Annotated in this window: 15 protein-coding genes and 1 rRNA gene; 13 read left to right on the top strand and 3 right to left on the bottom strand. The window is 65.5% G+C overall.

The annotated features are described in order from the left end of the window. Nucleotide 1 precedes the first annotated feature (1 nt). Entirely contained in the window at nucleotides 2-2,710 is a 2,709-nt protein-coding gene (locus HHL15_RS22555) for a CHASE domain-containing protein (RefSeq protein WP_169148074.1), read from the bottom strand. Between the two features lie 119 nt (nucleotides 2,711-2,829). Between HHL15_RS22555 and HHL15_RS22550 the strand changes: the two genes are divergently transcribed. Then, nucleotides 2,830-3,462: a hypothetical protein gene (locus HHL15_RS22550; RefSeq protein WP_169148073.1), complete on the top strand. Its 633-nt coding sequence runs from the start codon at nucleotides 2,830-2,832 to the stop codon at nucleotides 3,460-3,462. Nucleotides 3,463-3,494: 32 nt separating this feature from the next. On the opposite strand, the gene HHL15_RS22545 is transcribed toward HHL15_RS22550, so the two are convergent. Beyond that, a complete protein-coding gene (locus HHL15_RS22545; protein WP_169148072.1) occupies nucleotides 3,495-4,511 on the bottom strand; it encodes a helix-turn-helix domain-containing protein in 1,017 nt (338 codons plus the stop codon). Between the two features lie 358 nt (nucleotides 4,512-4,869). Here HHL15_RS22545 and HHL15_RS22540 point away from each other — a divergent pair, with 358 nt between their 5' ends. The 12 genes from HHL15_RS22540 to HHL15_RS22485 are packed head-to-tail and all read left to right on the top strand — an operon-like array spanning nucleotide 4,870 to nucleotide 17,281. After that, on the top strand, nucleotides 4,870-6,024 hold the full coding sequence (locus HHL15_RS22540; RefSeq protein WP_169148071.1) for an amine dehydrogenase large subunit: 1,155 nt from the start codon (nucleotides 4,870-4,872) through the stop codon (nucleotides 6,022-6,024). Then, complete coding sequence (locus HHL15_RS22535; protein ID WP_169148070.1) at nucleotides 6,024-6,563, top strand: MauE/DoxX family redox-associated membrane protein; 540 nt, start codon at nucleotides 6,024-6,026, stop codon at nucleotides 6,561-6,563. The genes HHL15_RS22540 and HHL15_RS22535 overlap by 1 nt, the downstream gene beginning before the upstream one ends. Nucleotides 6,564-6,565: 2 nt before the next feature. After that, entirely contained in the window at nucleotides 6,566-7,162 is a 597-nt protein-coding gene (gene mauD / locus HHL15_RS22530; RefSeq protein ID WP_169148069.1) for a methylamine dehydrogenase accessory protein MauD, read from the top strand. 27 nt (nucleotides 7,163-7,189) lie between these two features. Next, complete coding sequence (locus tag HHL15_RS22525; RefSeq protein ID WP_169148068.1) at nucleotides 7,190-7,723, top strand: methylamine dehydrogenase light chain; 534 nt, start codon at nucleotides 7,190-7,192, stop codon at nucleotides 7,721-7,723. Between the two features lie 9 nt (nucleotides 7,724-7,732). After that, nucleotides 7,733-8,191: a c-type cytochrome gene (locus HHL15_RS22520; protein WP_169148067.1), complete on the top strand. Its 459-nt coding sequence runs from the start codon at nucleotides 7,733-7,735 to the stop codon at nucleotides 8,189-8,191. Next, nucleotides 8,188-8,625: a c-type cytochrome gene (locus tag HHL15_RS22515; RefSeq protein WP_169148066.1), complete on the top strand. Its 438-nt coding sequence runs from the start codon at nucleotides 8,188-8,190 to the stop codon at nucleotides 8,623-8,625. The genes HHL15_RS22520 and HHL15_RS22515 overlap by 4 nt, the downstream gene beginning before the upstream one ends. Nucleotides 8,626-8,659: 34 nt before the next feature. Continuing rightward, on the top strand, nucleotides 8,660-10,033 hold the full coding sequence (locus HHL15_RS22510; protein WP_169148065.1) for a DUF1329 domain-containing protein: 1,374 nt from the start codon (nucleotides 8,660-8,662) through the stop codon (nucleotides 10,031-10,033). A 32-nt stretch (nucleotides 10,034-10,065) separates the two neighbouring features. Then, nucleotides 10,066-11,844, top strand: a complete 1,779-nt coding sequence (locus tag HHL15_RS22505; RefSeq protein WP_169148064.1) for a DUF1302 domain-containing protein — start codon at nucleotides 10,066-10,068, stop codon at nucleotides 11,842-11,844. Between the two features lie 49 nt (nucleotides 11,845-11,893). Beyond that, on the top strand, nucleotides 11,894-14,257 hold the full coding sequence (locus tag HHL15_RS22500; RefSeq protein ID WP_169148063.1) for an efflux RND transporter permease subunit: 2,364 nt from the start codon (nucleotides 11,894-11,896) through the stop codon (nucleotides 14,255-14,257). A gap of 13 nt (nucleotides 14,258-14,270) precedes the next feature. Next, complete coding sequence (locus HHL15_RS22495; RefSeq protein WP_169148062.1) at nucleotides 14,271-15,236, top strand: WD40/YVTN/BNR-like repeat-containing protein; 966 nt, start codon at nucleotides 14,271-14,273, stop codon at nucleotides 15,234-15,236. 16 nt (nucleotides 15,237-15,252) lie between these two features. Then, a complete protein-coding gene (locus HHL15_RS22490) occupies nucleotides 15,253-15,732 on the top strand; it encodes a tellurite resistance TerB family protein (protein WP_169148061.1) in 480 nt (159 codons plus the stop codon). Nucleotides 15,733-15,778: 46 nt separating this feature from the next. Next, nucleotides 15,779-17,281 (top strand): aldehyde dehydrogenase family protein, encoded by a 1,503-nt coding sequence (locus HHL15_RS22485; RefSeq protein ID WP_169148060.1) that lies wholly within the window; start codon nucleotides 15,779-15,781, stop codon nucleotides 17,279-17,281. A gap of 412 nt (nucleotides 17,282-17,693) precedes the next feature. Here HHL15_RS22485 and rrf read toward each other — a convergent pair. After that, nucleotides 17,694-17,806 (bottom strand): 5S ribosomal RNA (gene rrf, locus HHL15_RS22480). Nucleotides 17,807-17,925: the final 119 nt, after the last annotated feature.

The raw sequence follows: 17,925 nt of genomic DNA, 5'->3' as shown, positions 1-17,925 counted from the left end.
CCTAGCTGCAGGACGCCGCCTCGAGCTGCCTCAGCACGGCGGCGTAGAGCAGCGCCGGGTCGACCGGCTTGGCGACGAAATCATCCATGCCGGCCTCCAGGCAGCGCGCCCGGTCCTCGGCAAAGGCGTTGGCGGTCATCGCCAGGATCGGGACGGTGGCGCCGTTGGGCAGGCTGCGGATGCGCCGGGTGGCCTCGAGTCCATCCATCCGCGGCATCTGCATGTCCATCAGCACCAGGTCGTAGGCCTGTGCCTCAAGCTTGCGCACAGCCTCAAGTCCGTTCTCCACGGTATCGATGTGCGGCAGGAATTCCGCCAGCAGCTCGATGACCACCTCCTGATTGACCGGCTCGTCCTCCACCAGCAGGACCCGGCAGTCGGCATGCGCCCGCCCGAGCTGCAGCTCCGGCGACGCATCATTGCCTGCCTGCTCCTCGGGCTGCACCGCGGCCGCCAGCTTGAGTCTGGCTGAAAACCAGAAGACGCTGCCCTCGCCAGGCGTGCTCGTCACACCGGCGTCACCGCCCATCAGCTGGGCCAGGCGGCGGGTGATGACCAGGCCCAGCCCGGTGCCGCCATAGAGGCGCCGGATCGAGTTGTCGGCCTGCTCGAAGGGGGAAAAGAGCTTGCCGATCTTGTCGGCCGGGATGCCGATGCCGCTGTCCTGAACCTCGAAGCGCAGCACCACGCTGTCGGCCTGCTTCTCGAGCACGCGCAGGCGCAGGGTCACCGCACCGCGGTCGGTGAACTTCACCGCGTTGGTCCCGTAGTTCAGCAAGGCCTGGCTGAGGCGGGTCGTGTCGCCCAGCAGGGGCTCGGGCAGGGCTTCCGGGTCCACATCCACGTCCAGGCGCAGGCCCTTGTTGTGGGCTTCCTGGGCCAGGATGGAGGCCACGTTGCGGACAATCGCCGGGGCGCGCAACGGAACTTCATCGAGCACGAACTTGCCGGCATCGATCTGCGACAAGTCCAGAATGGCATTGATGATCTCCAGCAGGTGCCGCCCCGCCACGTCGATCTTCTCGAGCCGCGCGGCCTGCTCGGGCATGGACCCGGAGCGGCGGATCAGATGCACCATGCCGGTGATGGCGTTCAGGGGGGTGCGGATCTCGTGGCTCATGTTGGCCAGGAAGCTGCTCTTGGCCTGGTTGGCCCGCTCGGCCTCGTCCCTGGCCTCGATCAGCTGGGCGTTGGCGCGGGTCAGGTCACGCGTCCGCTCGGCGAGCATTTCCTCGAGGTGGTGGCGGTGCTGTTCCAGCTCCCCGGCGATCTGGCGCTTCTCGGTGATGTCCCGGGCGGAGCAATACACGTAGCGCCTGCCGTCGATCACCACCGCTCCACCGAAGATCTCCACGTCGCGCAGGCTGCCATCGCGCCGACGATGCCGGGTCTCGAAGGTGGTGGGCTCCCGGCTCATGCGCTCGAACAGCTCGCTCAATGCCGCCTCCGGGAAGCCGGTATCCCAGTCGCTGACCTTGAGCCCCTGTAGCTCCTCGCGGGTGTAGCCCAGATGCGCAACGAAGGAATCGCTGACTTCGTGCAGCCTGCGGTCTTCGTCGAAGATGTGCACAAGATCGGTGGCGGTGCGCAGGATCTGCTGGTAGCGCTGGCGCTCGGTGGCCAGTTCGGCATTGGCGCGGGTCAGCTTGGCAGTCTGTTCCTCGACTTTGCTGCCGATGACCCGGTTGCGGCTGGCCAGGGCATGGATCAGCATGCCCAGCGTCAGGCTGACCAGCAGCCCGCCAGCCAGGGTGACCCACATGGCATTGTTCCGCCCGCGACCCGGGACCTCCTCGCGGGCACGGATGCTCACGCGCCAGGCCCTGCCGTCCGGCAGCTTGATCGTCTCCTCGTAGGCGGCGGCCGTGGCAGCCCCGGCCTCCATGTGCAGGGCCTGCGGGCGGCCATCCGCCCCGATGTCGTCGATCGAGATGGCGAGGGATTCGCTCTGGGCGCCGACACTGCCGCGCGCCGCGCCGACCAGGTCGCCGATGCGGATGACCAGGGTGAGGAAACCGGCCAGCGGCCCGTCTGCCGGCCCCTCGATCGGCGAGAAGACGATCACGCCGGTCGCCCCGCTGGCCCTCTCCAGGGCCAGGCGGATCGGCCCGGTGGTGGCCATCTCTCCCGACCGGGCAGCCCGCCGGAATGCAGCCAGCCGCTCGCTGCCCGGTGCCCCACGCGGCCCGCCCGGATCGGTGAGGCTGTCGAAGCCCTGGGCCTGGTGGTTGCTGGCGAGCGGCTCGACGCGCAGGAAGGGGTAGTACTCGTCACGATCTGCGGCCGGCCGGAACTGGCCTGGCGCCACCGCCTCGGTGATGGCGAAGTCGGGGATCTCCTTGCGGATACGCGCCTCGAAGGCCACCCGCTCGCTACGCCCCACCCGCGGATTGAGGCCGATGGCCTGCAGGTAGGGGTGGTCACGCAGCAGCGGGGCGGTGATCCGGCGAAAGCCACTGGCGCTGTCGTCGCCGGTCATCTCGAAGTGCTCGGTGAGGGTCTTGAGCAGATCGTAGGTGACCAGCACCTCCCGGCGGATGGTGTTGACCTGGGTGGCGGCGAGCTGCTCGAAGCGCAGGCGGTGGGTCATCTGCTCTTCCTCGCCGACCAGCGCGGCAAAGTAGACCGGCGGCACCAGCAGGACGATCGCGATCACGGCCGTCCGCAGGGCGCCTGGCAACAGCCAGCCTGCTCCAGGCATTCTTGTCATGCGCCAGCGTCTCCCCGACATTCTTTTTTGCATTATCGCGCCCAATGGCGGCGTCCCGCGCCTTACTCACAGGGCACATGCCAAAATAGTGCGTAGTGCGGAATGCCGCAAGGAACCCCATGCCAATCCCCCCGCTTCCCTCCCTCGTCGAGCAGCGCATGCGCGATTTCGCCGGGCACGGCCCGTTGCGGGTCCGCCATCCGGGCGCAGCCAGGGAAGGCAGTGACCTGTTCTGCCACGCCGTGGTCCGCGACCAGGTGGCCCGCCACGGCGGGCGGCAATGCTATGGCTGGCTGCATTCCGTGCCGGCGCCGGCAGACCTGCAGCGCGGCGCCCACGGCTTCACCTTCCATTCGGTGTGGCTGTCGCCGGAGGGACAGCTCGTCGATCTTTCACCTCACGCCTTCTCCTGCGACGGCTGGAGCCTCTTCATTCCGGATGCCCGGCGCTGCTATGACTTCGTGGGTGAGCGCGGCTACAACGCGCTGGTCATATACACCGACGTGCGCCATTGCCACCATGTGCGACAGCTGAACGGCCTGGCGCTGAAGCCGGGCGCACTGTACTGGGCGTCCCACCTGTACCTGTTGCCGGTGGATGCCTACGCCGGCCGCTTCCGGCGCGCTTCCCGGCATCTGCCGGAAATTCAGGCCCGCTACGGCCTGAAGACCGAGGGCGGCAGGCTGATCGGGCTGGAACGACTGAACCGCCAGCAACGCATCGAACTGGCCTTCAACTACGGCATCCACTGAAAACCGGGAATTGGCGGGAGACTGCCGCAGGCTCAGCCGGACGGCACCGACAGGCGCCGGACGCTGCCGGCGCGCAGGGTTTCGGAAGGCAGCTCGCCGAACATGGCCTTGTAGTCGGCCGCGAAATGGGACAGGTGCCAGAAGCCCCAGCTGGCCGCCACGTCGGCCACCGACACATGCTCCTCGGCCTGGCGCAGGGCGCGCCGGACACCGTTGAGGCGCATCGCTCGCAGGAAACCGACCGGGTTCAGGTCGAGCACATCCTGGAAGCTGTATTGCAGGGTACGCCGGGACACATTGAGCTCGGCGCACAGGTCGGCCATGGTGATGGGCCCATCCACATGCTGGCGCATGTAGTCGCGGGCCCGGTTGACGATCTGGCGCCTGGTTTCACTCGTGGAGGCCGGCCGGGCCACTTCCTGGCCATTGCCGTTGCCGATTGCGGCTAGCAGGCTGCCAAAAATGGCTTGTTCCAGTGCCTTGCGCATCGCTGCGTGTTCAAGAAGGTGCGGCGCGGCCTTGACGGTATTGAGGGCGGTGAGCAGGAAGGAGCGCAATTCCTCTGCTTTCTCGGGCACCGAACAGATCACCCGCTGCCTGCCGATTTCGGCTTCGATGTCGCGCCCCTCGACACGTTTGGCGTAATCGCTGAAGACCTGCATGTCGGCCGTCACGGCCAGGATGTCGAGCTTGCGCGGGGTGCGGAAGTCCAGCTCTTCGCCGCCCTTCAGGGTGAGCATGGAATTCCGGTCGAAGATCTCCCCGCAATACCAGCCTTCACCTTCGGCCTCCAGCGGAATGCCGAAGGTGCGCGAGCCCTCCCAGGCCACACCTGCCTCGTGAACGATCTGGTTGGTGCTCTCCCGGAAGATCTGCACGTTGCCGAACCACACCTCCTCGACCTCGCCCGTGAAGCGCCCCTGGGAAAGTTGCTCGTAGCGCTGCTTCCAGTGCTGCAGGCTGCAGGCGTGGTCGTGCGCATCGTCCGAGCGCGCAAGCGCATAGGAAAAATGCGCGTCAGCGTCGTCCGGCTGGGCGGCGTGTGTCATGGCAGGGCTCTCGATTCCGGTGTGTGCAGGCGCGGTCTTACGACTCTCTATTTTTCTAAAGTAATACCACTATGGGCAGTACCGCAAGATATTTGAGTTACGGCGCTGCTATGCACAAAAATGGTGCAGTGCACAGGAAATTCCCCTTTTTGGACAATAACTTGCACCAATCTTGCGTTGCCAATATCGGATAACGGACTTGCCCTGCTCCCGCTCAAGATCCGCTCATCCGCAGTCCGGCCCCCCAGCCGGCGCCGCGGGGTCCCCGGCCGAATCCCGTCGCCGGGGGAGGACTTGGCGGTGCCCCCCAGCAGAGAGAGATGGCTGACCCGGGCACCACGACAACAAGGAGGAAACCGTGCTTCGAAAAGCCTTTGCGGGACGCCTGCTGACCACCGCCCTCGCCCTCGCGGCCAGCGGCGGTGCGCTCGCCGAACTGCCCCCGGAACCCATCACCGTCGGCAAGCTGCCGCCGCCCAGCCCCTACCGCATCTACCTGGCGGACATCTCCATCGGCCACATCGTGGACGGCCGCCTGCACGTCATCGATGGCGACAAGCTGCGCTACGAAGGGGTGATCGCCACCGGCTATGCCGGCCAGCCCATCCTGTCGGCCGACCGCCGCGAGGTCTACGTCGCCACCACCTACTACTCGCGCCTGTCCCACGGCACGCGTACCGACGTGGTGGATATCCACGACGCCCAGACCCTGACCAAGACCGGCGAGGTGGAGCTGCCGCCCCGCCATGCCCAGTCCCTCAACTACAAGGGCACCATCCGCCCGTCGGCCGATGGCCGCTGGCTGTTCGTGCAGTACGCCACCCCGGCCACCTCGGTGGGGGTGATCGACCTGAAGACCCGCAAGACCGTCAATGAGATCGCCACCCCCGGCTGCTGGAGCATCCTGCCCGCCGCCAGCGTGGGTGGCCGCTTCTCCACGGTGTGCGGCGACGGCACCCTGCTCACCGTCAGCCTCGACGACAAGGGCCAGGTCGCCACCCAGAAGCGCAGCGCCAAGTTCTTCGACGCGGACAAGGACCCGATCTTCATCCACGCGGAGCAGGACAAGGATACCTACCGCTTCGTGTCCTTCCTCGGCGACGTCTACACCGCCAAGGTCGGCGCCGAGGTGGCTAGTTTTGAAACCCCCTGGTCCATCCTCACCGCCGCCGACCGCAAGCAGGGCTGGCGCCCGGGCGGCTACCAGCTGATCGCCCAGCACAACGCCAGCGGCCGCCTGTATGTGGGCATGCACGACAAGGGCATGGAAGGCAGCCACAAGACCCCGGCCAAGGAGATCTGGACCATCGACCTGGCCAGCAGGAAGCGCATCGAGCGCACCCCGGGCCAGAACGCCATCGCGCTGGCCGTCAGCCAGGGCGAAGGGTCGAAGCTGTTCGCCTACGACGGCGTGAAGGCCGCCATCGCCGTGTTCGACGCCAGCCGCAAGCTGAGCCTGGCGAAGCGCATGGAAGGCGTTGGCGAGACGCCCACCCTGATGGAGCTGCACTGATGGACGCCCTCGATCCGGTCCTGGCCCGCGCCTGCGGTGCCGCCATCGCGGTGGTGCTGCTCACCGGAGCCTGGCAGAAGCTGCGCGACCTGGCGGTCTTCGAAGCCTCGGTGGATCTCTACCGCCTGCTTCCCGACAGCCTGGTGCCGCTCTTCGCCCGGGGCTTCCCAGTGCTCGAGGCGCTGGCCGGCACGGCGCTGCTGTTCGACTCGACCCGCAGCATCGGCCTGCTCCTGTCCGTCACCGTGCTCGGCGTGGCCACCGCCGGCGTGGTGTTCAACCTGCTGCGCGGCCACACCGAGATCGACTGCGGCTGTGGCGGCGCCGAAGGCCACACCACCCTGTCTTGGGCCCTGCCCGCCCGCAACGCCCTGCTGCTGCTTGTAGCCGTACTGGGTGGCCAGGACGGCAGCGGCCGCGAACTGATGTGGATCGACTACCTGTCGGTGGCTGGCGGCACCCTTGCCCTGTTCGGACTCTACGCCACGGCCAACCAGCTGATGGCCAACCACCCCCGCCTGATTCAACTGAGGAACTGATCATGAACGAAGCCCTGATGATTTCGAACGTGCTGCTGTGGGTCGCCGTCCTGGCCGCCCTTGTCGGACTGTTTGCCCTGGCCCGCCAGATCGGCGTGCTGTACGAGCGCGTCGCCCCGATGGGCGCGCTGATGATGGACACGGGCCCCAAGGTCGGCGAGCCCTCGCCGGTCTTCGAGCTGCCCAACCTGGTCGGCAACGCCCGCGTCACCATCGGCCGCCCCGGCGACAAGAGCACCCTGCTGTTCTTCCTGTCGCCCACCTGCCCGGTGTGCAAGAAGCTGCTGCCGATCCTCCGTTCGGTGAACAACACCGAGAAGGACTGGCTGCGCGTGGTGCTCACCTCCGATGGCGAGCAGCCCGAGCACCTGGCCTTCTATGAAAAGGCCGATCTGAAGGAATTCCCCTACCTTCTGTCCAGCGAACCCGGCATGGCCTACCGCGTGGCCAAGCTGCCCTACGCCGTGCTGCTGAACGAACAGGGCCGCATCGTCGCCAAGGGCCTGGTGAACTCCCGCGAACAGCTCGAGAGCCTGTTCACCGCCAAGGAACTCGGCGTGGCGTCCGTGCAGGAGTTCATCGATCACCAGCACGCGTGATCGCCCCCCAACCAAGGAGAGAAAACCATGAAATGGCTTGATGATCTATTCGAGCGAAAAACCCGCACGGTGGCGCAACAGACCTCGCGCCGCGGCGCCCTGATCCGCGTCGGCAAGCTGCTGGTGGGCACCGCCTTCGTGCTACCGGTGCTGCCCTTCGACCGCAGCGCCCAGGCCGCCGCCGGCGCCGCCCGCAAGGCCGCCAAGGCCAAGCCCGGCGAGACCGACTGCGAATACTGGCGCTACTGTGCCCAGGACGGCTATCTGTGCAACTGCTGCGGCGGCAACGCCAACACCTGCCCGCCGGGCACCGAGGCGTCCAAGGTGGCCTGGATCGGCACCTGCCGCAATCCGGACGATGGCAAGGACTACCTGATCAGCTACAACGACTGCTGTGGCAAGACCGCCTGCGGCCGCTGCCTGTGCAACACCAACGAGCGGGAACGTCCGGCCTACCGGATGGGCGTGCACAACGACATCAACTGGTGCATGTCCAACGACTCGACGATGTTCCATTGCACCCTGGCAGCGGTGGTCGGCGTCGCCGACGGTCAAGGCTGAGGAGCTGTCATGCGTGCCCTCCTCGCAAGCCTTCTATGCATCACGGCCCTGCCTGCGGGGGCAGCAGACGGTGCCGCGTTGTTCTCCACCCACTGCACGGCCTGCCACCAACCCGGCGGCGTCGGGGTGCCAGGCCTGGCCCCCCCGCTCGCCGGCACCCTCGGTGAACGCCTGAAGATCGCCGGCCGGGGCTACCTGCCCCGGGTGGTGACCCACGGCATGACCGGCCCCATCACCGTGAATGGTCAGCGCTACACCGGCGCCATGCCGCCCTTCGGCGCCCAGATGGACGACGAGGCGCTGGCCGCCGTCCTCAACTACGTGGTCACCGGCTTCAACGGCGACAGCCTGCCGGAAGGGCACCAGCCCTTCAGCGCGGCGGAGCTGGCCGAAGCCCGTGCTGAAAAGCTGGCCCCCCACGAGGTGCGCAAGCTGCGGGACGGCGTGCGCAAGGGGAGCGGATCATGAAGGCCGCCCGCCTCGCCCTGCTCACCGCCACCCTGCTGCTGCCCGCCACCGGCATGGCCGACGGCGACCGCTCGGCGCGCCTGCAGTACATCCTGCACTGCGCCGGCTGCCACCAGTCGGACGGACACGGCGCAACCCATTCCGGCGTTCCCGACATGCGTGGCCAGCTCGGCCATTTCGTGAAGATTCCGGAAGGCCGGGCCTTCCTGGTGAAGGTCCCGGGCTCATCCAACTCGGCCCTCAACAACGCCGAGCTGACCCGCCTTCTCAACTGGATGCTGCAGAGCTTCGCCCCGGCCAACCTGCCGGCGGATTTCGTCCCTTACACCGAAAGCGAGGTCACTGCCCTGCGCAGCGCCCCGCTGGATGACGTGGCCGCCGCCCGGGCGACGGTCGTGACCAGGCTGGCGGAACGGGGCATCCCGATCCAATAGCCCACCGCTTTAATCGTTCGACAGGGAGTAACCCATGAAAAAAACTGCCTCACACCTCCGGCCGCGGGCCCTGGGCCTTGCGCTTGCCCTGGCCTTCACGGCCTCCGCCCATGCTGCCGTCAGCGAGCAGGAAGCTGCACGCCTGGGCAAGGACCTCACCCCCATAGGCGCCGAGAAGGCGGGCAACAAGGACGGTTCCATCCCGGCCTGGGACGGCGGCATGACCAAGGTGCCCGCCGGCTGGAAGCCCGGCCGTCTCGACCCCTACGCGGCCGACAAGCCGCTGTTCTCGGTGGACGCCTCCAACCTTGACAAGTACCAGGACAAGATCCCGCCCGGCCAGGCGACGCTGATCAAGACCTACAAGGGCTACAAGCTCGACGTCTATCCGACCCACCGCAGCTGCCCGGCCCCCGACCTGGTGGCAGAGCGCTCCAAGAAGAACGCCACTTACGCCAAGATCGGCGAAGATGGCTGGCGCCTGGAGCAGGCTCACACCGCCGGCGTGCCCTTCCCGATCCCCAAGACCGGTGTCGAGGTCCTGTGGAACTACAAGACCCGCTACACCGGCCTGGGCCGCCGCGCCCAGATTGCTGCCCTGATGCCCGAAAAGGACGGTTCGCTCGTCGAGACCAAACAGTGGGCCTTCGAGCTGTATCCCTTCAATGATCCCAAGAACAACACCCTGAAGGACATCGAAGGGATCGACTCCAAGCTGCTTTTCGACGTGCAGAGCCCCCCCTCCCGGGCCGGCGAGGGCTACCTGATCCACGCCTACCTGGACAAGCCGCAGGACGCCTGGATCTACTTCCCGGGCCAGCGCCGCGTGCGCCGCTCGCCGACCTTTGCCTATGACAACCCGATCGCCGGCTTCGACAACCTGTACTTCGTCGACCAGATCAACATGTTCACCGGGGCACCCGACCGCTACGACTTCAAGCTGATCGGCAAGAAGGAGATGTTCGTCCCGTACAACAACTACAAGCTGATCGACAAGAAGAACAAGTTCAAGGACATGCTCGGACCCGAGTACGTGAAGCGCGACTTCATGCGCTACGAGAATCACCGGGTGTGGGTCGTGGAGGCCACGGTCAAGGGTGACAAGCGCCACAGCTTCACCAAGCGCGTGTTCTACATCGACGAGGACTCCTGGGCCCTGCTGCACGTGGACATGTATGACGCCAAGGGCAACCTGTGGCGTGTCCAGGAAGGCAGCTTGTGGGCCGCCCCGGACGTGGGCGCCTGCATGTCCTACGAGTACCAGATGTACGACCTCGTGGCCCGCCGCTACGTGACCGACAACTGGACCGCCGAAGGGGAAGTGCTCGACATCACCGCCGGCAAGGAAGGCCGCGTCAGTGCCGGCACCTTCAGCCAGGACGAGCTGCGCCGCCGCGGCGAGCGCTGATCCACCGCGCCCTCACCCAGGAGATTCCCATCATGAATACACAGGCGATTTCCCATCGCCGGGCCCGGCTCGGCCTGGCACCGGCTACCCTGGCCGTGGCCGCAGCGCTGTCGGCCTGGTCCGACCCCTCACAAGCCTTCCGTTTCGGCTCGGAGGAAGGCCTCTCCGGCAGTTTCGACTCGGTGGTGTCGTTCGGTGCGATCCGGCGCATGTCCTCCCCGGACTCCCGGATCATCGGCAACGACAGCGGCGGCAGCAACCGGGGCTCCAACACCCAGCTGCAGGCCCGCCAGGGCAGCAATGGCTACGCCAACGCAGACTTCAACTACACCAACTTCGACGACGGCACCCTGAACTACAAGAAGGGCGACATCGTTTCGATGGCACTCAAGGGTACCCACGATCTGTCCCTCAAGGCACCGGACGGCTGGAGCGCCCTCGCGCGCTTCTACTGGCTGCATGATTTCAAGGCCGACCAGACCCGCCGCACCGAGGTCACTGAATCGTCCGCCACCTCGCGGGCCAACTTGCTGGATGCCTGGGTGGCCAAGGAGATCCGCTACGGCGATCAACGCGGCAAAGTGAAGCTGGGCAACCAGGTGATCTCCTGGGGTGAGGACATCTTCATCCTTGGTGGCGTGAATCAGATCAATGCCATCGACCTGCAGAAGTTTCACGTGCCGGGCACCCAGATCAAGGAGGTGTTCATACCGGCCCCCATGGCGTCGTGGTCCGGCAGCCTGACCGAGCATCTGGGCATGGAGGCCTACTACCAGTTTGCCTGGAACAGCTTCAAGTTCGACCCGGCAGGCACCTTCTTTTCGGGCGCAGACGTTATCGGGCAGGGCAACCGGGTGGCCTACTACCCTACGTCCATCTGTAACGACTTTGCCCTGCCAACCCCCTGTGGCGACCGCTCGGGCCTGACCGACCGGCAGATGCTCCTGAATGGCACCGCCGTCCCCTACCTGGGCCAGGCCAAGCCCAAGCAGGGCGGTCAGTATGGCGTCAACTTCCGCTACAACGCCGAGTCCATCGACACCGAGTTCGCCTTCACCTACCAGCGCTATCACGACAAGCTGCCCTTCCTGGGCTTTACCGGCAGCAACACAGGTGCCGTGACCGGCTACTTCCTGGCCTACGGAGAAGACCGCGACCTGTTTGCGATCTCGGGCAACACCAAGGTCGGTGATGTGGCGGTGGGGATGGAGTTGTCGTTCCGGCCCAGGGACAGCGTGGGGGTGGATCCGACAGTGCCCTTCGGTTCCATCTTTGGCGGTAGCTACAACAAGAACAGCGTGTATGACGTAGGCCGCCACCCGGGCTTCGTGGAGTACAAGAAGTGGCAGTATCACGCCACTGCCTTCTACACCTTCTCCCGCAATGACCCCCTCGGCGGACTCGCCACTGCACTGGGAGCCACCGACGGCTTCATCCTCGCCGAAGCCGCCGTGGCCCACTACCCTGACCTCGACCGCAGCGGCAACATTCCCTATTTCCTGCCCAACTATGGCATTCCCAATCGCACCTCCTGGGGCTATGTGGCGGAAATCGGCATCAACTACCCTAACGTCGCCGGCAGTGGCATCACCCTCACACCGCAGATCGACTTTGCCCACGACGTGAAGGGCACCGCGCCCAATGCCCTGCCCTTCGTGGAAGGTCGCAAGGCGGTGACCCTGTCCGTCTTCGCCAACTACCGGGACCGCTGGAAAGGCGCCCTCCAGTACGCCAACTTCTCCGGTGGTGGCGACAACAACCTGATGCGCGACCGGGACTTCCTGGCCGCCAGCGTCTCCTACTCGTTCTGACCCGCAGACTCCGGGGGCCTCGCGCCCCCGGCCAGACAGGAACCCCAACATGATCGAGAAACTGGTCATTGGTCTGCAGCGCTTCTTCTTCGGAAATCGACTGCTGACGCTGGGCGTGCTGCTGGCTTTCACCGCCCTCATGGGGGTGTTTGCCGCACAGCTCAAGATGTCAGCCGGCTTCGACAAGCAGCTGCCGCAGGACCACGAATACATCCAGACCTTCAACCAGTACCGGGACGTCCTCTTCGGCGCCAACCGCATCATCGTGGTGGTGGAAGCGAAGAAGGGCGACATCTGGAACGAGAAGGCCCTCACCAAACTCTACGACGTCACCCAGGCCCTGTTCTTCATGCCCGGCGTCGACCGGCGCACCGTCACCTCCCTGTGGACGCCCAATACCCGGGCCGTGCAGATCACCGAAGAGGGGATGAAGGCCGAGGACGTGATCGGCGGCGACGTGACGGTCAAGTCCCTGACCCCCGACAACATCGCCGGCATCCGCGAACGGGCCGTGATCGGCGGCTTCATTGGCAGCCTGGTGGCCAATGACGGCTCGGGCGCCATGGTGGTGGCCGAGCTGGCCGACCCGGACCCGGCCACTGGCAAGCGCCTGGACTATTTCGAGTTCAGCAAGCGCCTCGAGGATGAAGTCCGCAGCAAGTTCGCCGATGCCGACACCAACGTCCGCATCATCGGCTTTGCCAAGCAGATGGGTGACATCTCCGAGGGCGCCACCAGTGTCGTCGAGTTCTTCGCCCTGGCCTTCCTGCTCACCGCCGCGGCGGTGTACTGGTACACCCGCTCCTGGGTGCTCACCTTCCTGCCCCTGGCCTCCTCGCTGGTCTCGGTGGTGTGGCAGTTCGGCACCATCACCCTGCTCGGCTTCGGGCTGGATCCGCTGGCCGTGCTGGTGCCCTTCCTGGTCTTCGCCATCGGCGTGTCCCACGGCATCCAGCAGGTGAATTACATCGCCAAGGAGGTCATCAACGGCGCCGACGGCTTCACCGCCGCCACGCGCATCTTCACCGGCCTGCTGGTGCCCGGTACGCTGGCCCTGATCACCGCCTTCGTGGGCTTCGCCACCCTGGTGCTGGTGCCGATCCCGATGATCCGCGAGCTGGCCATCACCGCCTCGGTGGGGGTCGCCTACAAGATCGTCACCAACCTCATCATGCTGCCGGTGCTGGCCAGCTTCTTCAGCTTCGACAAGAACTTCGTGGCCCGCGCCAGCAAGGTGGAAGAGATGCGCAACCGCCTGATGGCCGGCCTCGGCGTGCATATCGCCAACCCCCGCAATGCCTTCATCGGCACCGCGGTGTGCCTGGTGCTGCTGGTCGTGTCGGTGTGGCAGAGCCAGGGCCGCCATGTGGGCCACGTGCTGCCAGGCGCCCCCGAGCTGCACAACGACTCCCGCTACAACCAGGACGTGGAAGCCGTGGTGAGCCGCTTCGGGCTGGGCCTCGACATGCTCACGGTGGTCGTCGAGACGCCCAAGGACGGCTGCTACAAGCACGAGATCATGGCCTACGCCGACCGCCTGACCTGGTATCTGACCAACGTCCCCGGCGTGTTGTCCACCCAGTCCCTGCCGACCCTGACCAAGCTGGCCGCCTCCGGCGTCAATGAAGGCAATCCCAAGTGGGCCTCCCTGCCCCAGGAGGAGCTGACCCTCGGCGAAGCGGTACGCCAGGTGCCGGAAGGCCTGCGTCTCTACAACGCGGACTGCACCCTGCTGCCGGTGAACCTCTACCTCACCGACCACAAGGCCAGCACCATCAAGGAGGTCGTGGCTGCGGTGAAGACCTACCGGGACGCCAACCCCTTCCCGGGTGTCACAGTCCGGCTGGCCAGCGGCAACGCCGGTGTGCAGGCCGCCACCAACGAGGTGGTGGAACATTCCGAGCTGCCGATGATGCTCTACGTCTATGCCACCATCCTGATCCTGGTCTTCCTGGTGTATCGCGACTGGCGCGCCATGATCGCCTGCTGCGTGCCGCTCACCCTGGCCACCTTCCTGGGCTACTGGTTCATGAAGTCCCTGAACATCGGCCTCACCGTGGCAACCCTGCCGGTGATGGTGCTGGCGGTGGGCATCGGTGTGGATTACGCCTTCTACATCTACAACCGCCTGCAGATGCACCTGTCCCACGGCGAGGACATCGTCACCGCCTTCAAGCAGGCCCTTCGCGAGGTGGGTGTAGCCACCGTGTTCACCGCCGTGACCCTGTCCATCGGTGTGGCCACCTGGTCCTTCTCGGCCCTCAAGTTCCAGGCCGACATGGGCATGCTGCTGACCTTCATGTTCATGGTGAACATGATCATGGCCATCACCCTACTGCCCGCCCTGGCCGTGATGATCGACGTGCTGATCCCTCGGCGCGGACCGGTCAAGGCCCCCCTGATGATGCATTGATGGAGACGCACGCATGAAACTGAAACTCACTGCGAGCCTCACGCTGCTGGCCAGCCTGGCTGCGAGCATCGTGCTGGCCACCTCTCCGGCCCCCACTTCCCCGGCAGGCGAGGTACCCGCCATGAAGGCCCGGCTCGCCAGCCACGCCAGCCTGGTGTCGGTCACCGCCGCAGGCGACGCCTACGTGGCCGTCGGCGACTACGGCACCATCATCCGCTCCACTGATGGCGGCAAGGCCTGGCAACAGGCTGCCGCGGTGCCCGTCAGCGGGCTGCTGACCTCCGTCAGCTTCGCCGATGCCAAGAACGGCTGGGCCGTCGGGCATGGCGGGATCATCCTTGTCACCCGAGATGGCGGCGATACATGGGCGATCCAGCACACTGCCGACGGCAAGCCGGTACTGCTGAGCGTGTTCTTCACCGACGCCGACCACGGCTACGTGGTGGGCGCCTACGGTACCGCCCTGCAAACCGCCGACGGCGGCAAGTCCTGGGAACCCATGCAGGTCGGTGAGGGCCGGGATGCCGACCTGCACCTCAACCATGTGTTTTCCGGCCCTGAAGGCACGCTCTTCGCCGCAGGTGAAAGCGGCAGCGCCTTCCGCTCGAAGGACGGCGGCCAACACTGGGAGCGCCTGAACACCGGCGTCACCGGCTCCCTGTGGAGCGGGCTGCAACGCAAGGGCGGCCAGCTCCTGCTCCTCGGCATGAGCGGCAAGGTGCTGGAAAGCACCGATCTGGGCGACCACTGGAAGGTGCTCGAGACCGGCACCAACCAGGCCCTGACCGGTGGCGTCGAGAAGGCTGACGGCCACCTCGTGCTGGTCGGTACCGGAGGCGCCACCATCACGGACAAGGACGGCCAGCTCGTCACCGGCATCCGCGATGACAGACAGAACCTGGCTGCCGTTGCGGCCAGCGGCGGCAACCTGATCCTCCTGGGTCAGAACGGCCTGATCCAGGACCCTCAAACTCACTGAGCAGAAGGAAAAAAGCATGCTGGAAAGACTGATTGGCCTGCTGCGGGGCGACGTGCAGGCAGAAGCCACCGAGCAGGGCCCCTTCGAGCGCCGCCTGATTGCCGTGGCCGCCCTGTTGCTGGAGACCATGTATGTGGACCGCTCGGCCTCCGAGGTCGAGCAGCAGGCCGTCAAACGACTGCTGATGGCCCGCTTCCAGCTCCCGCCCGAACGCGTCGAACAACTGCTCGGCATCGCCGAGGTGCGCTACGCCGAGGCCCTCGACGACTGGGAGTTCGCCGAGGCCGTGCGGGTGGGCTTTGATCTGGCCGACCGCCAGGAAATCCTCGCCATGCTCTGGGAAGTCGCCTATGTGGACGGCCTCGAGAAGCTCGAGGGCCACCTCATGCAGCGCCTCGCAACCCACCTGGAACTCAACGAAGACGCCGTGGCACTGGCCCGGGCCACGGCAAGCACCCGCGCCGGAGTCCTGCGCGGCACCCCTGGCGAATGCTGATTACCCATTACTACAACCACAAGACCGATAGAAGGAGACAACACGCATGAAGACATTCCACGGCATCCCCCTCAGTGAAGGCACCGCAGCCTTTCTTGCCCGTCCCCAGCGCATGCTGATCGGAGGCCAGCGGGTCGAGGCGCTGAGCGGCGCCATTCTTCCCGTCGTCGACCCGGCCAGCGGCGAAGCCTTCTGCCAGGTCCCCGCCGGGGACGCAGCAGACATCGACAGGGCGGTGGCCGCCGCACGGCATGCCTTCGAGGCTGGTGACTGGTCCCGCATGCGTCCGATCGACCGGGAGCGCCTGCTGCTCCGCCTCGCCGACCTGATCGAAGCCAACGCCCAGGAACTGGCAGAACTTGAAGCTATCGACAACGGCAAGCCCGTCACCATGGCGCGCCATGTGGACGTGGCCCTGTCCATCGACTTCCTGCGCTACATGGCCGGCTGGGCCACCAAGATCGAAGGCTCGACGATGGATCTCTCCGTTCCGCTGGTGCGCGACCGGGAATTCTTCGGCTTCACCAGGCGGGAACCGGTGGGTGTCGTCGGTGCCATCATCCCCTGGAACTTCCCGCTGCTGATGGCAGCCTGGAAGGTCGGTCCGGCCCTGGCCGCCGGGTGCACCATGATCCTCAAGCCCGCCGAGGAGACTCCCCTGTCTGCCCTGCGCTTCGGCGAACTTGTGCAGGAAGCCGGCTACCCGGATGGCGTACTTAACGTCGTCACCGGCCACGGTCACACCGCAGGCGCAGCCCTGGCCGCCCACAAGGGCATCGAGAAGGTCGCCTTCACCGGCTCCACCGAAGTCGGCAAGCTGGTCGGCAAGGCCGCCCTCGACAACATGACCCGCTTCTCCCTCGAACTGGGCGGCAAAAGCCCGGTAATCGTGCTGGATGACGCCGATCCTGCCCAGGCTGCAGCCGGCGCGGCTCAGGCCATCTTCTTCAACCAGGGGCAGGTGTGCACCGCCGGCTCGCGTCTGTACATTCACCGCAGCCGCTTCGATGAAGTCGTCGAAGGCCTTTCCGGAATCGCCAACAGCATGAAGATCGGTGCCGGCATCGATCCCGGCACCCAGATCGGTCCCCTGGTTTCCGCCGCCCAGCATCAGCGAGTCCTCGGCTACATCAAGAGCGGTTTCGACGAAGGCGCTCGCGCCGTCGCTGGCGGCAGCGCCGGCAACGGACCAGGCTACTTCGTCAAACCGACGGTACTCGTCGATACCCACGAAGACATGCGCGTCGTCCGCGAGGAGATCTTCGGACCGGTCGTCGTAGCCATGCCCTACGAGGACCTGGACGAAGTCGCCCGCCGCGCAAACGACACCCCTTACGGCCTTGCCGCCAGCATCTGGTCCAACGATCTGTCCCGCGTGCACCGCCTCATTCCCAAGATCAAGGCCGGCACGGTCTGGGTCAATTGCCACAACATCCTCGACAATTCGATGCCCTTCGGCGGCTACAAGCAGTCCGGCATTGGCCGTGAAATGGGTCGGGCAGTGCTTGATCTCTATACGGAATCCAAGTCGGTCGTCATGATGCTCTGACCATATCCCTGCGCAACACGAACAAAGGCCCGACCGGGATTCATGTCCCGGCCGGGCCTTTTCATTTTCATGGAGCCCGCGCAACGGGAGATTCGTTCATCTCCAGCCCGACAAGCCTGTATTCCAGCCAGTCCAGTAATGAAAACAGGGACTTGCAGGCACACGTTTTACCCGTATCCACTCTGCTCTCCAGGCCAGGACCATTCGTCTTGATGCAGAGCTCCGCAGCAAGGCCGCAATCAAGTGAGGAAGGTCCTTGCCACGCGTTTCAGAAAGGCCTCGCCCGAAAGGGCGGGGCCTTTTTGCACTGGCGATCAGAATGTAGTGCTGTTCGAACCGCAGGCATACAAAGCGGCTTTGTAGACGCAATAAACCCCCTGAACGCATTTGTTCAGGGGGTTTTTGTTGGTGAGTCTGACGATGACCTACTTTCACGCACGCGTGTGCACTATCATTGGCGCGGTCCCGTTTCACTGTCCTGTTCGGGATGGGAAGGAGTGGTTCCAAGACGCTATGGTCGTCAGACTGTAACTTGTCCGGTGCTGGCTGTGGCCTGCACCGCAAACTGGAAGAAGTGTTTTGTGTGTTCTTTGGGGTGTGTGACTGTATTTTCTTGCGAGCGTTTCTATTGATGCAAGGTTATA

Source organism: Zoogloea dura (genome assembly GCF_012927165.1).
Lineage (GTDB): Bacteria > Pseudomonadota > Gammaproteobacteria > Burkholderiales > Rhodocyclaceae > Zoogloea > Zoogloea dura.
Note: the sequence above shows the minus strand (reverse complement) of the source record. Positions and strands in the feature narration are given on the sequence as shown.